Source organism: Stenotrophomonas maltophilia group sp. Smal12 (assembly GCF_037079935.1).
Lineage (GTDB): Bacteria > Pseudomonadota > Gammaproteobacteria > Xanthomonadales > Xanthomonadaceae > Stenotrophomonas > Stenotrophomonas sepilia.
Window position 1 is genome coordinate 55,802 of sequence record NZ_JBAWUK010000004.1, and the last position, 20,283, is coordinate 76,084.

A 20,283-nucleotide genomic window follows, 5' to 3' on the forward strand; every position below is an offset into this window, starting at 1 on the left:
AGGGTCAGTAACTGGTGCTGATGTTGAAATGCAGGCGCGGGTCGTCCTTGCGCGTGACCGGGCCATCGGCATACGGCCAGGCGTAGTCCAGGCGCAGTTGCAGGTGTTCACCCAGGCGCAGCTGCGCGCCCAGGCCGACCGAGGCCAGGTTGTACTTGTCACGCTGTTCGGGCAGCGGCTGGCGCAGGCGCAGGTAGGCTGCGTCGGCAAAGCTGTAGACACGCAGGTCGGTGCCGCGCCACAGCGACCACGCCGGGGTGCGCCATTCCAGGCTGGCCAGGCCGCCGTAGTCGCCGATCGCCTCGGCCGACAGGTAGCCGCGCACGGTGTACATGCCACCGGCGGCAAACTGCTCGGCCGACACCAGCGGCGCGTCGGTCACCTGCAGCGAGCCACGTGCGTACCACTGCCAGTCGTTGCCGAAGGTGTGGGTGTTGGCCACGTCGGCCTTGAAGGCCACGAAGCTCGGATCGGCCCAATAGCGCTTCTGGCCGAAGGCGGTGGCGTCGCTGCCGTAGCCGAACAGGCGGCGGGTGCCGGCCACCAGCTGGGTATTGATGCTCAGCTGATCCTGCTCGCCCTGGCGCACGCCCACGAAGGCCAGCGTGATAGGCGCGTACTTCAGCGGCGTCTTCAGGCTGTCCTTGCCCATCTGGGTGTCTTCCTCGGTGTCCTTGAAATCCACACCAAGGCTGAGCTGGCGCCACCACTGGCTGCTGCCCGGCAGGCGGTAGTTGAGCTTGAGGCCGATCGAATGACCGTTGCCGATCACATTGGTGCCGGTGCCGGTACCGACCTGCCCACCTGCATTCAACACGCGGCTGTCGGATCTGTAGCCGGACGCTTCCAGGCTCCACGGCGTGCCTTCGAACGGCATTGTGTACGAGGCCGAGAACACCTTGGCCTGCTTCGTATCTTCCGGCGCCAGATACACGCCAAGGTTGGCGCTGTGCCCACGCTTCCACAGGTTGTCGTAGGCCAGCGATGCACTCAGGCGCAGCTTCTCGGTGTCGGCGCCATGGTCGTTGTTGAGTGACGCACTGGCACGCCACGGCGACTTCTCCTCGACCTGAAGGTCCACATCCATCGTGCCCGGCACCTGGCCTTCGCGCACCAGCGGCATCACCTGGCGACGCCCGCCTTCGTTCAGTGCGGTCAGTTCCTTCTGGGCCTGGTCAAAGTCCGGAACCTTGCCTTCCGCCAATGCCGGCACGCGTTCACGAATGCGTTCGGGCGATTCGTGGCGGGTACCGACCACCCGCAGCTGGCCGATCGGCGTCTGCTGCACCTTCAGCAGCACCACGCCACCGCTGACCTGCTGCTCGGGCAACTCGACGTAGACCGACTGGTAGCCGGCCTGCTGGTAGAGCGCGTGGACGGCATCGCGCGCCTTTTCCACATCGGCCAGGGTCTTGCCTGGGCCGAGGAATGGTTCCACCGCGCGTTCAATCTCCCGCGGATCGAGCACCGTGTTGCCGCGCACGATGAATTCGTTGATGTTCACGCGGGGCGCGGGTGCTGCCTCCTGCGCGAGCAGCGGCAGCGGCAGCGCTGCCAGCGCCAGCATCAACGGATGCAGGCGCAGCGGAAGGCGAACGGCTCGGCACGGAACAGGATTCATCGAAGGCATCGCGTCGTATCGAAGGGAGGGGCCAGGGAGCGGCGCGTGGATCTACCAACAGGACGTGTACATCGCGTCAAAGCCGCCAACAGTTTTGTGACAGCGCCGCAACGCACGCAGGCGGGCCCTGCCTTGGCCACCCGTCTTCATTGCAGAACATCGATTGCTGCGGGAGATTCGAGATGCGTGAATCGTTGATGCCGGGCCTGCGCGCTGCGCTCGCCCTCGCCCTGCTGCTGGCGCTGCCATCGGGTCGCGCCGACGAGGTGAAGAAGCAGGAAGGAGCTACGCCCTGCATCGAAGTGCAGGTCAACGGCGAGCGGATTCCGGCCTGGGACTGCCTGCAACGCAAGCTGGCTCCTGCGACAAGGCCGGCGAAGTCGCCAGCGCTCCCCGAAGCCGAACGCCTGATGCGGCAGCCCGGCAACCAGCTGATGCAGTACAACCTGGAAGGCACGCGGCAGCGCATGGGCGATGCGTTCGGTCGCTCGGTGGTGCCGCAGCGACCTGCGCGCTGAGCCTGCGCCTCTGTAGCGCCGAGCCCATGCTCGGCTGTCTTTGTATCCGTCGGCGAGGCCAAGCTGAAACAGCCGAGCGCAGGCTCGGCTCTACAGGGCAGCCGGCACGATGCCATCGCTCGGCACCGGTGGCAGCGTGGGCACCGCCAGGCTGCGCGACTGCCCTGCCTGGTTCAGCTCCACCGTAGTGGCACTGATGCTGGCCAGCACCGTGCAGGGTCCGAGCCGTTGGCCGGGCGCATACGCTTCCGCCGGGCGTCCATCCACCGAGAGCAGGGCCAATGGCGCATGGTCACCGGCCATCACGCCCAGCACCACCACCTCGGTCTGCACTGCGCCGGGGGACAACAGGCGCACCAGCGGCAGGCTTGCCACTGCATCGAACATCGGCCGCACCGCCGCCTCGGTCTTCGCCTCGCTGGCCACAGCCGCCGGCGCTACCGCAGACAGAGTGACGCCCCAGTAGGCCACCACGGCCAGCAGCAACGTTGCCGCCAGCAGGGTCAGTATGCGATTGCGATCCCAGCGCCTGCCATCCATGTTCCGCACCATCGCCACGTTCGTCCCTGCCCACGCTAGCAGCTGCGGCTGACGCTTTTGTTTCATCATGCGGGCCTATGCTGGGAGGCATCGGCCAGCACAGGAGGCAACGTCGATGCAGCGCATGCCGCGTGGTTTCACCCTGCTGGAACTGATGGTGGTGCTGGTGACCATCGGTATCTGCACCGCGGGCATCGGGCTGGGCCTGGGCAGCCTGCTCGACCCGGGCCGGCAGCTGCGACAGGAGGCCGAACGGTTGGCACAGCGCCTGCAGGTGGCGCGCGATGAGGCGCGCATCGATGGCCGTCCGTGGCGCTGGCAGGCCGACGCCGCCGGCTACCGCTTCAGCCGCCGCGAAGGCACCCGTTGGGTGGATGTGCAGCGCGACGACCAGCTGCGACCACAGCCATGGCAGCCGGCGGGCATCGCGGTGCAGCCGAGCACGCCGATTGAACTGAGCCCCGAATGGATTGGCGTGGCGTGGGAGGTGACGCTGTCGTTGCAGGGCCGCCAGCTGCGTCTTCGTGATGATGGCAGCGGACAGTTGCAGGTCGTGCAGTGAAGCGGAACAGGCACGGGTTCACCCTGATCGAAGTGCTGATCGCATTGGCGATCGTTTCAATCGCACTGGCGGCGGTGATGCGTTCGGTGGCGGTGGCCACCGACGATCAGTCGCGCCTGCGCGATCGTCGGCTGGCACTGATGTGCGCGCAGGACCGCTGGCAGGAGCTGCGCCTGGCCGCGCAGCCGCCCAAGGATGCACGGCAGCGCTGCGTGCAGGGGCGCAGCACGTTTCTGGTGCTGCAACATGTCGGCACGGGGAGTGACGGACAGCCGCAACTGGAACTCAGCGTGGTGGCCGAAGATGCACCGCGGCAGTCGCTGGCGCGGGTGCAGCTACCGTGGACGGCAGCGCCATGAGGCACGCCGCACGTGGCTTCACTCTGATCGAGGTGATGATCGCGATCACCATCATGGGTGTGCTGGCGCTGATCTGCTGGCGTGCGCTGGACAGCGTGGCCAGCAGCGACCAGCGCCTGCGCCGGGCCGACGCCGAAACCACGACGGCGATGCGCATCCTGCAGCAGTTCCAGCGCGATATCGAAATGCGCGCGGACGACGCGCTGATGAATGGTGCAGTGCGTCCGGCCGATCAACCGCAGCGGCTGCTGCCTCCGTCCCTGGTAAGCGAACGGCACCCGGACGGCAGCTTTGCGCTGGAGATCACCCGCAGTGTCGGCAGTGATGGACTACGCTGGCAGCGGGTGCGCTGGTGGCGGCAGGGCACTACGCTGTGGCGGGCCAGTGGCGAGGCGACGGATCGATACCCCCTGCCCGCGCCTGAGCCGTCGAAAGCCATTGCGGTGGCCAGGGATGTGCAGCGGTTCGAGGTACGCGCCTGGCAGCCGGGCGCGGGGTGGGCGCTGTTGCCGAGCGAAGGCGTAGTGCTGCCGGCCACCGGGCTGGAACTGCGGTTGGGCCTGCGCGATGGGCGCGGGCCGTTGAGCTACCGGCGCGTGCTGGCGTTGTAGGATTCCTCCCAGGCAAAGCATCCACGCATGGCGTGGATCTACTGCCGAGCGGCTTCTACTGCCCGGCCTGCCCTGGTGGCTGCCGACCGTTGGTCGGCACTGATGCTGGCCCAACCATCCACGCATGGCGTGGATCTACTGCCGAGCGGCTTCTACTGCCCGGCCTGCCCTGGTGGGTGCCGACCGTTGGTCGGCACTGATGCTGGCCCAGCCATCCACGCATGGCGTGGACCTACTGCCGAGCGGCTTCTACTGCCCGGCCTGCCCTGGTGGGTGCCGACCGTTGGTCGGCACTGATGCTGGCCCAACCATCCACGCATGGCGTGGATCTACTGCCGAGTGGCTTCTACTGCCCGGCCTGCTTTGGTGGGTGCCGACCTTGGTCGGCACTGATGCTGGCCCAGCCATCCACGCATGGCGTGGATCTACTGCCGAGCGGCTTCTACTGCCCGGCCTGCTCTGGTGGGTGCCGACCGTTGGTCGGCCCTGATGCTGGCCCAGCCATCCACGCATGGCGTGGATCTACTGCCGAGCGGCTTCTACTGCCCGGCCTGCCCTGGTGGGTGCCGACCGTTGGTCGGCACTGATGCTGGCCCAACCATCCACGCATGGCGTGGACCTACTGCCGAGCCTGCCGCCGGGTGCTTTCCTGCGCCCGGCGGCGCCGTGTCGGTGGTCCTCACCGCTGAAGGCCGCTCCCTGCCCTCCGTGCCGTCCTGGCTGGGGCCGCCACCGTTCCCTGGCGGCTGGCCCGATGCTATCCGTTCTTCCTGGTCAGTCCCATCCACGCATGGCGTGGATCTACTGCCGGCCGCGATCGTGCCGACCAGGGTCGGCACCTAGCGGCGCTGCGTGCCGTCGTCGCGGCTGGCCTGCGGGAACTGGAATGCGCTGTCGGCGTCGTAGCCGGTGTTGGCGGTAGTGCCACGCGCCGGCGGCGCTACGCTGCTGGTGCCGCTGCCGAAGCCCAGGATCTGCACGCTGATCACCGACGGCTGGTTGCGCCGTGCGTCGTCCTGGCTCTTGCGCATCACGTCCTGTGCCGCCTGGCTGGCGCTGTTGGCTGCCGCACTGGCCGCGGCCAGCGCATTGACGTTGACCGATGCCAGCACCGGCAGGCCCTTGCTCTCGCCCTGTACCTGGATGTTGGCCGCGTTGAGCACCTGCAGCGCGGCCAGGTTGATGTTGCCGGAGACGCGGATACCGGCCTCGCCCGCATCGATGGTGCCCAGCGGTGCGATCAGGTCGACGTCGCCCGGCGGCACTTCGGCGATGGGGTTCAAGGTCGCGATGCCAGCACCGCTGGCCGGGGCCTGCGGCGACAGGATCACATTGCCCCACCCGTCATAGACGCGGCGCGGTGGCGTGTACAGCAACGTCGTGCGCGAACCACGACCAGCATTGATGTCACCCTGCTCCGACCACGCCAGGATGTCGCCGCCGAACGTGGTCATCACCCGCGACAGGCCCAGCAGCACGCTGTCCTGGCTGAACAGCCGGATATCGCCCTGCCCTTGGGTCACCAGTCCGGCACTGGCCGGGGGCACCACGCCCTGCACACCAATCACGATCTGCCCACCCGGCGCCATCAGCTCGATGTTGCCACCCGCTTCGGTGCGCACGCCGGAGCCACCGTACATCACGATATCGCCGGTACGGTCGATCGTCGCGCCGGTCGCAGCCTTGTCTGGCATCAGCGTGGCGATGGCCTCGCGCCCACGCAGGTAGGAGCCGAAGCGGGGCCCTTCTGCATCGGTATATTCCCGTCCACCTTCGCGCAGCTCGGCGTAATAGACCTGGCGCAGGAAGATGTGCTGCTGTTCCTGCGGCAGCGCATCGAAGGCAGCCAGCGCCCCGTCGCCGTCGGCGGCCACGCCGAAGCGCTGCTGCAGCCACTGCTTCAGTTCCTGGTCGTAGACCTTGACTGCCTTGCCCGGCTGCGACGCAAGCGATTGCGCGGGATCGGCAAGGTTGACGGGGTCCAGATAGCGGGCACGCAGGGCCGCGTAATCGATCTGCTGGTTGCCGGCCGTCAGCGCGATGCTGGCGCCGGGACGGGTGTCGCCCTGCACGATGCCACCGAGGCTGACGATGCTGCCCGCATCCTCCTGGCGCAGCTGGCGGCCGGCACTGATCTCGGTGTTGCCGGGGCCGGCGATGGTCGCGTTCAGATGCACGATGTCGCGGCCCGCCGCCGCCACCGTGATGTCGGTGGGCGCGGTGTTCAACGCGGTCATCGACACCCCGAGGATGTCCCGGCCTGCCCGCAGTTGCACGGCACCGGCGGCCTCGAACCAGTTCAGCTGCGTGCGCTGCCCCACGTTGGGATTCAGCGTGCGCCGGGCGCCGGTGGCCAGACCGATGATGTCGCCCTGCATCGCGTAGAAGCGGCTCGGCGCCAGGGCCGCAGACACGGTGGACAGCGGAGTATTCGGACCGAACGCAAACAGCGGAAGCGACGCGTCCGGCGATGCAATGTTGCCGTCGACCGACAGGTTGTGCCGCGAGCGGGTCACATTGCCGCCGGAATCCCCCTGCTGGGCCAGGAACGCGGGGTCGAAGGGTCCCGGCAGGCGCGCATCCGCACCCGAGCGCGCGATCTGGGTCGCGCCACGCTGGGCGAAGATGCTGCCACCGGCCAGGACGTCCAGCCGTCCTGTTGCCGAGGGTGCCAGCAGGATCACATCCTGCGTCCCCGGCGTGGCGCTGATCCGGTCCAGCTTGATGTCGCCCTGCGCAGCAATGGCGCTGAAGCGCGAAGGATAGAGCCAGTAATTCAGCAGATCATCACTGCCACGCACAACAAGCTGGTCCTGCTCGCGCCACAGATTGCTACCGGTCACGTTATCCGGCCCGGCGAGGCCTGGCGCGAGGTCACCACCGGCACTGAACAGATCCACGGCCGTGCTGGCGGTCCACAGGGAAAACCACGTGCTGCCTGCAGCGCGCGCGCCATCATCCTGCAGCACCGCGCTGTAGTTGGCCAGCGGCACCCGGCCTGCATCGGCGACCCCGCCGAGCACCACATCGCCCCGTGCCTGCAGCTGCGCGACCGCATCGCCCAGCACCAGCACCGGTCCGCCCATCGCGCGGGCGGCGTCGGGCGCAAACAGGTCTGCGGCGCGCTGCTGACGCAGCGTCGCGTAGTTTTCCAGGGTGGCGCCCATTGCACCGATGCGCCCGGCATCGAGCTGCAGGCTGCCACGCAGATTGCTGAAGGTACCGTTGAGGTCGAGATTCTGTCCCGCCCTGGAGGGATTGAGGCTGGAGATCGTCGCCTGCAGATTCGGATTCAGTGCGCCACCGATGCGCAACCGCAGGTCGCCGCCACCGGTCAGGTGCAGCTGGCCATTGCTGACGCGGCCGGTCGATCCCACCGCCGCGATGATCGCGCCCGAGCGCGGTGCGCTCAGCGAGCCCAGCGCGTCGCCCATCGGATCGCGGACGCCGGCATTGCGCCCGGCCTCAAGCGTCAGGTCGCCGCCACCCAAGGTGCCGAAGCCGGTGAAGCCGACCATCCGCGGAGAGGCGCCAGCGGCAGCGGACACGTTGGTGTAGGTGCCAAAGTTCACCCACCAGCTGGTCGGCACCGGCTCCACGCCGGTGGTGCTGCCGGTTCCCTGCCGCCACAGCCAATTGCCGACCGCGGCACTGGAGTACAGCGCCCAGTCGCGCTCGCTGGTGCCCGACTCCGCGCGCGCGGTCCAGGCGTCGCCGACGATATCGCGCCCGGCTTCGACCCGCAGGTTGCCACCATGATCGGGATACCAGGCCTGGTAGCCTGCGATCGCTGCGTCATAGCTGCCCGGCACCAGGTTCGGCCCCAGCAGTGCGGTGTTCCAGGGAGCCGCTGCACGGGGCGAATTGAAGGCAGCGTCGTGGCCCCCACCCAGCGCGGTGGGAGTGCCGGCGGTGTAGACACCGAAGCCTGACTTCATCACGACGTCACCGGCAGCGAGCAGTTCCATGTCACCCTTGCCGGTGCGCAGTACGCTCCACGCCGGCGTGCCCGCGCGCTTGCCGTAGGTGGTCACTTCGGTCTGCGTGCCGCCGCCGGCGCAGTAGCTGGGCGCGGTACTGCAGAACTCGTCTTCGGTCATGCCGAACATCGCGGCGAAGTCCTTCGCAGGGGTGCCCACGTAGGACTCGTCGCCCCAGTAATCCAGCGAGCCCTGCGCGGCCACCTGGCGGGGTGCCGGGCCGCAGTAGTCGGCCGACATCGCGCAGAACTCATCTTCGGTGAAGCCGAACATGTCGGCCAGCTCCGCGATCGGACGGCCCGCGTAGGACGTGTCACCGATCCAGTCCAGCGATGCCCGCTCGGTCAACGCACGATCACCCACCCAGATGATCTCGGTCTTGACCGTGCCGATCGAGCCCTGGTGGGTATCGGCCAGCACCACGCTGCCTTCGCTGCCCCAGCGCCGGCTGCGTGGATCGGCCGCCCCGGCATCGGCACCGGCAACCACGGTCAAGTCCCAGGAGCTGGTGCCCTCGGCCAGCATCGGCGCCAGCGCCCAGTTGCGCCCCTGGTTGCCGTTGGCATCGGCCGGCCGCAGATTCACCGGCCCGTCGCCGGGCAGCTCCACCTTGGTCAACGAGGGAATGTACGCGCCCACCTTGAGCGCGACTTCCCGTGCCAGGCGCAGCGCAACCGGCAGCACCGCGCCGGCGGGCCACTCCTGTGCCGCCACCTGTACCGCACTGCGCAGGCGGAAGCCGGCTCCCAGCCGCGCACCTGCCGCCAGCACCAGCGGCTCCTGCAGCACGGTGCCCGCCGCCAGCGTCTGCCCGGAGTCGGTGGTCACCGCCGCACCCAGTACGGTGCCCGCTGGCAGGCGCAGGGTCTGCGAGATCACCATCGGCGCGGGCAGCACGGTACCAACCGGAAGCGTTACCGATTCGACCGGCACGTCGTAGTTCAGGCGGGTGCCGGCCTGGAACTCGGTGCCGGGCTGCAGCTTCACTCCGTCCACCGGCACCACCAGGCCGCTGCCGAAGGGGGTGTGCCCGGCGCTGCCATTGCGACCCTCATACAGCTGCCAGCCCCCCTCATCCGGCGTGGACGGCGGCGGTGCGAACCCATCGTTGATGCTGCCGTAGACGTTGATGTTGCCTTCGGCCCGCAGCACCAGCGAGGCCGATTCGCCGAAGCCACGCCGCGATGGATCGGCGCGGTTGGCTTCGGGCCCGTAGCGGTAGCCGGACAGATCGATGTCGCCGGCAATGGTCAGGTCGCCGTCCGGGTTGGCGTCGCTGCGCCGTGCCATCACCTGCACGCCGGGACGAAGGCGGACGTCACCCAGCGCGCGCGTGCGCTGCTGCAGGTCCGGGTTGCCCAGCGCACCATCGATCCACGCCACGCTGTGCGGATCGACCACCTGGTCCAGCCACTGCTGGGTGACCAGCTGCGCGCGGTTGCCGCGCACATCAGCGGTGCTGGCCAGGGGCGCATCGTCGTAACGGCGGACGCCATTGAGCTGGATGTCGGCCGCGCCATCGATGCGCAGGCCATTGGCCGCGGCAATCGCCGCGTCGTTGCTGCCCACCCGCGGCACATCGATCTTCAGCGAGCCCCGCGCCATGCCGTCGTTCTGTCCAGGGCCGTCGCCGACGGCAACGTCGCTGCCGGCACGCAGGTCCAGGTGCGCCGCGCTGCCCAGACCCACGGCGCCTTCGGCGCTGCCCAGGGCGATCGTGGCCCGGTTCGGACTGTCGATGATCTTGCCATGGCTGTCCACGCGCAGGCCGGTACCGTGCGCGTCCAGCGTGCCATCCACCTGCAGCTGGTCGCGGGCGTACAGGCGGATGCTGCCGACCTGCTCGCCGCTGGCATCGATGCGGCCGGCCACGGTCAGGCTGCCCGCGTCGACACTGATGTCGATCCGGCGCGCCTTCACTTCGTCGCCGATCCGCAGATCGCCTTCACCAATCTGGAAGCTGCGGCCGCCGACGACACCGCCGGCGGTCAATCGCTGGTTGAGGCCGGTGAAGTCCTGCAGCTGGCGTGCCCGCAGCACAAGTTCGCCACCGTCGTAGGGCACCAGCGTGCCAGCGGCATCGTAGCGGCCACTTGCGGCTCCCTGCAGATCGCCGGCCAGATCGGCTCGGCCAGCCATTGCGGTGACCGTCAGGCGCCCGCCGCGGTTGTTGCGGGCGGAAACATCGATGCGGGAGGCCGCATCGGCGCGGATGTCACCCGTGTCGGTGGACAGCACGACATCGCCGCCCCAGCTGAACTTGTCCACGTCGTACAGCGGGACCTTGCGCCCGGCCAGATCCAGCGCCGCCCGGCTACCAAGCGCGATGCCCTCACGCGCGTTCGCAGACAGCCGTCCTGACGCCAGCGCGATCGTGCTGTCCAGCGTGATCCGGTTGGCGTCGATGCTCAGCTCACTGCCCAGTGCATCGCCACCCGCCTTGCCGGTGCCCCCCCGCAGGCGGAACTCGCCGCCAGTGCGCACGCGCAGCTGCGCGGCGGGATCGGCGGTCAACAGCGGTGTATCGATATCCAGGCTGCCTCCGCTGTACTGCCAGCCCTTGTCGGCCAGATAGTCGCCGCGCTGCTGGAACACGTCCAGCGTGCCCTGCGCGGAGAACGACAGCTGCTCCGAAGCCCTCAGGTTCAGCGCACCGAATCCGAGCACCTGCCGGTTCGCAGGTACTTCAGAGCTGGGACGGCTGAATGGCGCCCGCCCCAGCTGCAGCTGGCGGGTGACGATGTCCAGCTGCCCGGCACCGAGCCGGTCCACCATCGGATCGGCCGGCGGGACCGTCGCGTCATTGCCCGGCGCCTGGCTCGCCGCCAATGCGCCGTCCCAGACCAGCGTGTCCACCAGGATGCGCGCGCGGTCGGTCGCCGCACCGTAGCCGCGGATGGCCTGCGCACCGAGCACAAGCGTCTGCAGGCCACTGCGGCCGGTGGCACTGTCGCGCGCGTCCAGGTCGACGCTGCCGAACACGTTGACAGACTCCCGCGCGACCAGGCTCAGCGTGTCCAGCGCCGGCGCGCCGGTGGCGTCATCGCCGCGCAGCAGTTGCTGCAGCACGGACTGGTTCATGGTCATGCCACTGGGCAGCGCCCCTGCCGCTGCGGCCTGTGCGATCGCTTCGGCACTGCCGAGGTTCAGCGCCGCCATGCTCAGGCCGAGCTGACGGGTGCCATAGCTGACCGAGTCGCGCATCTGCAGCGTGCCATCGGTCGCTACCGCGATGCTGCCATCGGAAACCAGCCGGGCCTGGCCGTCGCACGCCGCCTGGCACCCCCCGATGTCGATCGCCACCGGACCGGCCTCCACGCCCGTGGTGCCGGTGATCAGGTTCAGGCGCTGGTTGGACACCGCCAGCAGGCCGCCGGAGACCTGGTAAGGCAGCGTCGCGCTGGCACCCGCGTTGGCGGTTGCGAACGGCAGTGTATCGAGGGTCGCACCGGCCTCGACCAGCACGCCGCTGCCACCGGAGGCCGCTGCCACCAGCACTTCCGGTGCGTTCAAAGTAACGCCGGAACGCACCGCCACACTGCGCGCCTGGCCGGTCACCGCCACCTGCGAGGCCTCCTGGCTGAACTGCCCGCCGATGATCATCCGCGCAGGCAGGAAGGCATTGAGCGCGTCGTCGCTGAAGGTGGCGCCGCGATCACGCGCCTGCGATTGCGCGCTGCCGTCAACGATCTCCAGTGAACCGACCGCCGGGCTCGCCAACGTGGCTGCCAGCGTGCCGCCTCGCCCCTTGTCGGTGGCGGCGCCGAACCGCGCGGTGCCGGCGAAGCGGGTGGCAGGCGTGTCTGCACGACCTGCACCTTCGCCCAGCGCAAGCGTCAACCCGAGCGCATCGATGGTCTGCCAGCCACGCGACTCGCCGCGGCGGTCGGCCACCGACTGCGCGAAGCTGTTGTAGGAGGTTTCGTTGTAGCCCGAGTGCCGGCGTACCACTGCGGCGGGCGTCAGCAGGATGTCGGTGAGCAACGGCGAGAATGCCGCGCCCAGCGCCGTGCGCTGCTGCCCGGACACACGCCAGGTGCCGGTGCCGGTCGCAATCGGTTGCACGGTGCCGGAGGTGCCGGTAGCGCCCAGCTCCACCCGGAATGCACCGGGCTGCAGCGCATAGCTTGCCGGCATCAGCGTGTAGGTACCGGCCGCCAGGCCGGGCACGCCAGCCGGCACGGTGATCTGCTGGCCCACCGCCGGAGCTGAGAATCCCTCTTCGCCGCTGGGGGCGAACGCCTCGGCGCGTCCCGGTACGATCGCGTACACCGGGTTGCCCGACGCACTGAACGCGTAGCGCGGATTGGCGTCGGCCAACGCCGTGCGCAGCACGTCGACGGAGCCGCCGCGCCCGGACACGAAGGCGGCACCGGTCAACTCACCACCGCCGGACATGTCCAGCAGTGCCCCCGGCGCCACCTCGATCGCGTTGGCCTTCAGAGTCACCCCCATCGAGGAGATGCCGGCCGGCGTCAGCGAGCTCAGGCTGCGCGTGCCTACCCGCCAGTCGACACCATCGACGGTGCCACCATAGGGCAGCGACAGGCCGGCACCGCTGGTGGAGGTAACGCTGCCTGGCAGCAGTTCCACCCGGCTGCCGATGGTTCCGTTCTGGATCAGGCCGCCCAGCTGCAGCGTGCCCATCGGCGCCTGCACGTTGCCGCCCTGCTGCACCGTGGCAGCCACCAGGCTAAGCGTGCCCAGCGCCGATTCCGGCGCCGGCTGCGTGGCCGCACCTGTGCCGTGGATTCGCAGAACGGCAGCTGGATCGGCCCAGTAATCAACAGTCTGCACGGTCTGCGCCGAAGCGCCGGCCACCAGCGTGCCGACCGCGCCTGCGGTGGGGTACAGGCGGGCGGCGGTCACGTCCATCGAACCGGCCGTCATCAACGCGCTGGTGTTGCCACTGCTGGCAATGCCGTTGGTCAGGCGCACGTCACTGCGGCTTTCCAGCGCCACGTGGTCGAACCCGGGCAGCCAGGTGACGTCGCGGATGTCGATCAGCGCGGCCTGCACCGCCAGCGCGTGATCGTCCGGCCCGGCCGAAGCGACCGCCACGGTACCCTGCAGGTTCTCGCCCGCCAGCTGGCCCCAGCGCGCCTGCGCCAGGCGGACGTAGGGCGCACTCAGCCGCAACGCCGACGACGGCCCGGCATCCACGGCCATGCCCAGGCTCGAAGTGCCCTGGCCATGGATGCGCAGGCTCTGGGCCAGGCGCAGGTCGACATCGCCGACGGCGCGGATGTCACCGAACACGGACAGGTTGTCGAAGCCGCCCGCCTGCAGCTGCTCGACCGACAACGCGGCGTGGCCATACTCCAGTGCGGCCGGCAGTGGCTGCACCGGTGCGCTGTGCTGGCTGAGGGTGATCGCACGTGCGCGCAGTACCTCCTCGCTGGCGCCACGTGCATGGATGCTGCCGCCGAAGGCCAGCCCAAGGGTGCCGCCGCGTGCGCCGGCCCCCCCCGGCGGCCGCGTCCATCCCGCCCTCCAGATACAGCGCATTGGCCGAGCGCAGCACGATCTGCCCGCCGTCGCTGTCCACGCGTACACGGCCCTGGCCGTCGATATCCAGCTCGGCCGACGCACCCCGCGCCTGCAGGCGCGCACCGCGTTCGACCACCACGAAGGCTTCCGGTGGTCGGTTGTCGACGAATGCTGTGGTTTCCCAGTCCAGCGCCCCGCCGATCTCGATGCGTCCACCCGCGCGCACCTGCCCGCGCAGGCGGCCGCTGGGATCGGGCAGCGAGATCGCGTCTGCATCGGCATCCAGCAGCGCGCCTTCGGCGAAACGCCAGGTGCGTTCGGTGCGCTGCCCCGCGTACAGCGCATTCTGCGGACGCACATCGTCGATCACGATGCGGCCGCCCTTCGCACGCAGTGTGCCTTCAACATCGATGTTGCCTGCACCCAGCAGCGAGATCGTCTGCCCTGGATCGACCGCCACTAGTGCATCCTTGCCGACCCGCAGGTCACCGCCCACGCCGTTGCGGTCCGAACGCAGGCTGATGCTCGCACCGGCGCGCTGGTTGACGCGCCCGCTCGACGGATCGGCGCTGTACAGCGGCGCATCCCATGCCGCCAGTGCGGACGCCCGATCGGTTGCCGTCTGCGCGTCCTGGGTCATGCGCAGGCCTGGCAGGGCAGCGACCAGCCGCGCGCCGTCGGCCACCTCCACGCCTTGGTGGCCGTTGATGTCGTACTGTGCGAAGCCACTGCCGAACAGGCCGGGGTCCAGTCGCAGCGACGCGCCCGCCAGGTCCGCATCGCCCACTCGAACGTGGCCACCGGTTCCCAGCGAGAAGGCACCACTGCCCTGTCCTCGGCCACTGAACCGGCTACCCTCGCCCAGTTGCACCCGGCCACTGCCGTCGGTCGTAACCGTGCTGCTGTTGGCCTGCAGGCTGACGCTGCCCCCTTTGCCGATGCGGCCCTTGCCGCGCAGGTCCAGCGCGGCGCCGGCCTCGACGTCCACCGTTGCCTCGGCGCCCACGACCACGTCATGACTGTTGCTCAGGCTCAGGCGGCCGCCATCCGTCCAGGCACCGCTGGCGTCGAGCGGCATCGCCAGTGATGCGTTGCTCCATTCACCGGAGAGATCGATCCGCGTGCCGTCGGCAATGGCGGTGCGGGCGCGGCCATCGTGCAGCAGCGCCGTCGGCCGGCCCTGGACATCCAGCAGGTTGCCCGCCGACAGCTGGCCGCCGGCAATGCCGATGTCGCCTGCCAGTTCCACCTCGCTGCCGGTCAGGTTGAGCTGTCCGCCTGCCTGAAGCCGAAGGCTGCCATCGACGCGGATGCGATCGGCGGTCGCCAGGTCGATCCGTCCCCACTGCTGGGCACTCGCCGCTGCGATATCCAGCCACACGGTGTCACGCCGGTCCTCGTCGACCGGAGCCAGCAGCGACCACGCCGCCTTCGCCGGAGCCTTGTCATCAAGGCGCACATCCGAGCCGAACACACCGCTGCGGCCCTGGCCGTCGTAGCGCCCCAGGTACAGCTGCGCATTGCGCGCCACCGCCGTCTGCGCCTGCGCATAGCCATCCAGTGCGGCCTCCGGCCTGCGGTTCTGATGCGCGCCCTGGAAGGTGGCCGTCTCAACCTTCCCATCAAGCACCGCGGTCGGTGCGGAGACGATCAGCCGTCCTGCATCGCGGCCGACCGTGTACCCGTTGTCGACACGCTGCGCCGCGAACACGATCGGATCACGGAAGGTCTGGGTGATGCCCCAGCGTTCCTGCTTCACTTCATGGCCGCTGTACAGGCCATCGAACAGTATCTCCGCCGGCGCCTCATCAAGGCGGTAGACCTGGCCGTCGACGCCGCGCACCCAGCTCTGCCGGACCACGCCGCTCTGCACATCCAGGCTGCCGCCGGCAAGGTTGATGCGTGAGCCACCGTTCGTGATCACTTCCCTGCCGCCCAGCAGGACGGTGCCTCCTTGCGCGGCCCATTCGCCGATCGAGTGCCCCTGGTTGTCGAGGTAGCCCCCCACTTCCAGCAGGCCGCCAGCAGCGTACCAGCGCTCCCCCTCGTAGCCCCCGGTTCCGGCCGGAACGTGGACCAGCCTGCGGCGGTCGACCCAGACTTCACTGCTGGTCAGCTTTCCGCTGTCGCGGTTGTCCAGGGCGTCGCGCAGTTCGTTGCCCTGCACCTTGACCTGGACATTGTTGCTCTCCATTGACACCTGCACGCCCACTGCGCCGGACACGTCCACGCGCGCGGCGTCGTCCACGTAGCTGCGGGCCGCCGCATCGGCGATGATCTGGCCGCCCGTGGCGACCGTCAGCGAATCCCTGCTGAAATGGATGTTGCCACCCGAGACGATCTCCACCCGCGACTGGTCCCGGCGATCATTGTGCTGGGACAGATTGTCGAAGGTGGCCGAGCGCGCGCCAGCGCGGACCGCGTCCTGCTCTGCCGACTCCTTGATGAGGCTGTCGCGCTGCGTATCCAGCGCCGTGGCCTTGCCGTCGTCCTCGATCAGCACCGCCGTGGTGGCTCCATCGGCGAGCGTGACGCTGCTGCCGGCATCGCTGGCCGAGGCCAGAAGATGCACGGTGCCGCGCTGTGCGAGCGTGGTGCTGGCCACGGCCACACCGGCCTGCTCGACGCTGCGCCCGGCGAGGGTCACGTCACCCTCGAGCGCGCGCAGCAGGCCGGTGTTGCGCACGCCGCCAGCCGTGCTGCCAGCGATGAAGCGCGGCGCGATCTCATTGCCCCGGGTGGTGGAGCTGGTGTTGGTGGCCGTACCCACGCCACGCCGGATCACGAAACTGTCACCCGCAGCGAGCTGCACCTGGCCCTTGCGCGCCTCGATATGGCCAGCATTCTCCACGCTGTGCCCGGCCAGCAGTACGTAGCCACCGCCGCGCGTCGCACTGGTCGGCTCATGGGTCGCGATGCGGGCGCCCTGCTCCACCGTCACCTTGCCGAATGCATCGCTGAGCGCGCTGCTGCTGGCGTCGGGGCTGTACAGGCCATTGTCGCGGAACTGCGCATCGCTGATCCGTGCTGCAGCCGCCAGCAGATTGCGTACATTGACCTGGCTGTTGTTGCCGAACACCACGCCGTTGCGGTTGGCCACGAACACCGTGCCATTGGCCTTCAGCTGGCCCAGGATCTGGCTGGGCCGCGCCTGCGGATCGTTGACGCGGTTCAGTACTGCCCAGTCAGGGCTCTGCAGGAAGTTCAGCGTAGTGTTGCCGCCGATGTTGAAGGTCTCCCAGTTCAGGATCGCCTTGTCCGCGGTCTGCTCGACCGTGACCTGCACCCGCCCGTCGCTGCCCTGCGACTGGATCGCCTCGCGCGCATTGAGCCAGCCGCGGGTCAGCGGGTTCTGGTCGACGCTCAGGCCGTCCTTGCCGAGGCCATCGGCAACAATGAAGCCAGCCTCGCGGCGCGCCTGCCGCGCCTGTTCCTGCAGGCGCTGTTGCAGGGCGATCGCCTGCGCCGCCGTGCCAAGATTGTCGATCGACTGCTGCAGCTTCTGCCGTGCTGCATCCTGCTGCTGGGCCGGCAACTGGAACTGGATCGGCACGCCGTTGGGCATGCGGCCACTCTGTGCCGCGCTGCCCTGGGCCGCGCCCCGTTCGGCGAACCAGCCCGGACTGAACGCCTGCTGCGCCTGGCTGGCCGGGGCCACCATGCTCCCCAGTGCGACTGCGATGGCCCACGCCATCGGATGATTGCGGCGCATCGACGCGGCCGGACGAACAACGGACGGGAGCGGGTGCGACATCGGAACCTCATCAACCTGGTGGGCCGCGGCTGCGGCGACGATCGGGGAGGCACGCGCAACGCATGCCCTGCCACTGATAGACGGTTCACGTGACACGAAGCCGACAGCGAAACACTGCGGCGGCGGCACCATCACGGAAATGGCGACGCCGGCCCAGAGGCCGGCGTCGCGTCAAGCAGGATTCAACCGGTACTGCGGATTACAGCGGACGACCGATGCCGGCACAGGTGCTGGGGTTGTTCAGGCCGGCCGTGCTGCTGGCCAGCACGAAGCGGTTGCGGATCGCATCGCGCCACGCCTTGGTCAGCGGGATGAAGCCGTGGTCGGTGATCGACTTCTCATACGCAACGGTGTAGGTCGCCGGATAGTGGCGGGCCAGGAAGCCGCGCAGGCTGGTGGCGACGCTCGAATCCTTGTAGCACTGGCCGATCACCAGGTTGGTGTAGCCGGCGATCGGATAGCCAGCCGACGGGTTGCCGAACACCGGCACCCAGTTGGCGGGGTTCTCAGCATCGGTGCCGGTCGGCGGAGCAACGGTGTCCAGGGTGGCCTGCACGCTCACCTGGTCCGGCGAGAAACCCTTGACCTTGGCGACCTTGGTCGCATCGGTCAGGCTCGGGATCACGTCCGGGCCGACGTAGCCGATACGGCCTTCAGCTGCGTAGACCGTGTTGTACAGCGAGGTGCCACCGGTGGCCGGGGCGGCCACCAGGAACGCCGGCAGGTTGCCGTTGGCATCGCGCTTGTACAGGTCGGCGAAGGTCGACTTGATGGCGAACTTGCCGCCCACCAGCTTCGAGGTTTCAGCGTTCTCGGCGGCACAGGCCGCGGTCAGGAAGCGGCTGAACATTTCGCTGGTACCGCTGCTTTCCGGACGGTACACCACCTGGATCGGGCCACTGCGGTTGGCATCGATGGTCGACCAGTCGCTGATCGCGCCCGAGAACACGCCGCAGATCTGCGCCACGCTCAGGTCCACCGCCGAACCGGCCTTGTTGAACGGAATGGTGACCGAGGTGGCCACGGACGGCACCTGGATCAGCGCGCCGTAGCGGTTGGCGTTGGTCGCCTGGTTGAAGTTGGTGGTGTAGTTGCTCAGCTCAGTGCTGCTCAGCACCGAATCGCTGCCGGCGAAATGCACGGTGCCGGTGGTCGAGAACAGCGCCGAGTTGTTTTCCAGGAAGGCCTTCTTGCCGGTGCCCGAACCGGTCACGGCGTAGGTGAAGTTCGCCGGCAGGATGCTGTCGGCCGAACCCTTGTAGAGGTCGGCCGGCAGCGAGGCACCGCCGCCGGTAACGGTCTGCGCCGAGGCGGCGCCCACGGTAGCGAGCAGCGCGGTGGCAACCAGCGCGGCCAGGGTCTTGTACTTGGTCATGATCTTCTCCTGAAGGGTTTACTGCGAAGGGAAACGCCAAGGGAGGAACGGTCACTACACGCCTGCTGCCGCCGAGGGCCTCCCAGCCCACTCTGCGGCGACGGGTCCATGCTGGTCCGCGCCGATGACAGGCCGCTTAAGAAACCTGTGGAAGATCGGAAAAAGGTGTGGAGGATTGTGTGGAGAAATCCAGGCACCCGTAGATCCACGCTGTGCGTGGATGGATCGAGCGACGCGCGTCCTGTCCGGTGCATCCACGCATGGCGTGGATCTACTGCACCAGCTGGTTCATTTCCATGATCGGCATCAGCACCGCCAGCACGATGGTCAGCACCACGCCGCCCATCACCAGGATCATGGTCGGCTCCAGCAACGCAGTCAGCGCCATCGCGCGACGCTCGATCTCGCGCGAGATGGTCTGTGCGGCGCGGTCCAGCAGTGGCGCCAGCGAACCGGTCTTCTCGCCGCTGGCCACCAGGTGCACCAGGATTGGCGGATACACCTTCTGCACCTTCAGCGCAGAACCAAGCGCGGCACCTTCGCGCACACGCGCGGACACGTCACCGGCACAGCGCGCCAGCAACGCATTGCCCAGGGTCTGCCGGGCAGCTTCAAGCGCACGCAGCAGCGGCACACCCGCATCCAGCAGGATCGCCAGTGTCGAGGCGAAGCGCGCGCTGTTCACACCCAGCACGAAACGCCCGACCATCGGCAGCCGCAGCAGCATCGCGTCCCAGCGCAGGCGCAACCCGGCCTTGCGCAGGGCCAACCGCCAGGCCACCACCAGCGCAGCGATGCCGAGCCCCACCCACATGCCCCGGCTGCGCACGAACGCGCTGGCGGCCAGCATCACCTGGGTCAGCATCGGCAGCGTCTGCCGCGCCTGCACGAACGCGGTCACCACCTGCGGCACCACGTAGCTGAGCAGGAAGATCACGATCGCCACCGATACCAGGCTGATCGCCGCCGGGTAGATGAAGGCGGTCAGTACCTTGGCCTGCAGCGCATTGCGTTCCTCGATGTAGTCGGCCAGGCGCTCCATCACCCGCGCCAGATCGCCGGAATCCTCACCTGCACCCACCAGCGCCCGATAGATCGGCGGGAAATCGCGCGGCCGCGCGGCCAGCGCCACGGTCAGGCGCTGGCCGGCGCGCACGTCGGCGCGCACAGCGGTGAGTGCCTGGGCCACGTGCGGGCGCTCGGCCTGCTCGATCACCGCACTCAAGGCGCCTTCCAACGGCAGGCTGGCCGCCAGCAGGCTGGCCAGCTGGCGGGTGGCCCAGGCCAACTCGCTGGCCGACAGGCGGCGAGCGCCCCAGCCACTGCCGACACTGCGCGCCGCGCTCACCTGCACAGGTGTCAGCCCGCGCCCACGCAGCAGCTGGCGCGCACCGCGCGGGCTGTCGGCATCCAGTTGACCCTTCTCGATGCGGCCCTGCGCATTGGCAGCCTGGTAATCGAACAGCGCCATGC

At 68.8% G+C, this 20,283-nt stretch carries 8 protein-coding genes and 1 pseudogene; 4 read left to right on the plus strand and 5 right to left on the minus strand.

From position 1 onward, the window contains the following. Window positions 1-4: 4 nt before the first annotated feature. Complete coding sequence (locus tag WDC87_RS02945) at window positions 5-1,621, minus strand: ShlB/FhaC/HecB family hemolysin secretion/activation protein (protein ID WP_252744490.1); 1,617 nt, start codon at window positions 1,619-1,621, stop codon at window positions 5-7. 182 nt (window positions 1,622-1,803) lie between these two features. Between WDC87_RS02945 and WDC87_RS02950 the strand changes: the two genes are divergently transcribed. After that, window positions 1,804-2,139, plus strand: coding sequence for a hypothetical protein (locus WDC87_RS02950; protein ID WP_072168832.1), 336 nt, complete (start codon window positions 1,804-1,806; stop codon window positions 2,137-2,139). A 90-nt stretch (window positions 2,140-2,229) separates the two neighbouring features. On the opposite strand, the gene WDC87_RS02955 is transcribed toward WDC87_RS02950, so the two are convergent. Further along, a complete protein-coding gene (locus WDC87_RS02955; RefSeq protein WP_172412099.1) occupies window positions 2,230-2,691 on the minus strand; it encodes a general secretion pathway protein in 462 nt (153 codons plus the stop codon). A gap of 103 nt (window positions 2,692-2,794) precedes the next feature. Between WDC87_RS02955 and gspH the strand changes: the two genes are divergently transcribed. The 3 genes from gspH to WDC87_RS02970 are packed head-to-tail and all read left to right on the plus strand — an operon-like array spanning window position 2,795 to window position 4,211. Continuing rightward, window positions 2,795-3,241, plus strand: a complete 447-nt coding sequence (gspH, locus tag WDC87_RS02960) for a type II secretion system minor pseudopilin GspH (protein WP_088496237.1) — start codon at window positions 2,795-2,797, stop codon at window positions 3,239-3,241. Continuing rightward, window positions 3,238-3,600 (plus strand): type II secretion system minor pseudopilin GspI, encoded by a 363-nt coding sequence (gene gspI / locus WDC87_RS02965; protein WP_072168834.1) that lies wholly within the window; start codon window positions 3,238-3,240, stop codon window positions 3,598-3,600. Before gspH ends, gspI begins: the two co-directional genes overlap by 4 nt. Further along, window positions 3,597-4,211 (plus strand): prepilin-type N-terminal cleavage/methylation domain-containing protein, encoded by a 615-nt coding sequence (locus tag WDC87_RS02970; RefSeq protein WP_252744491.1) that lies wholly within the window; start codon window positions 3,597-3,599, stop codon window positions 4,209-4,211. Before gspI ends, WDC87_RS02970 begins: the two co-directional genes overlap by 4 nt. Window positions 4,212-5,050: 839 nt before the next feature. Here the strand turns inward: WDC87_RS02970 and WDC87_RS02975 are convergent. The 3 genes and pseudogenes from WDC87_RS02975 to gspF all read right to left on the minus strand — a co-directional run bounded on the left by WDC87_RS02975 (window position 5,051) and on the right by gspF (window position 20,281). Then, a pseudogene (locus WDC87_RS02975) lies at window positions 5,051-17,435 on the minus strand (filamentous haemagglutinin family protein). Window positions 17,436-17,634: 199 nt separating this feature from the next. After that, window positions 17,635-18,810, minus strand: coding sequence for a substrate-binding domain-containing protein (locus WDC87_RS02980; protein WP_072168837.1), 1,176 nt, complete (start codon window positions 18,808-18,810; stop codon window positions 17,635-17,637). 271 nt (window positions 18,811-19,081) lie between these two features. Continuing rightward, complete coding sequence (gene gspF, locus WDC87_RS02985) at window positions 19,082-20,281, minus strand: type II secretion system inner membrane protein GspF (protein WP_252744494.1); 1,200 nt, start codon at window positions 20,279-20,281, stop codon at window positions 19,082-19,084. Window positions 20,282-20,283: the final 2 nt, after the last annotated feature.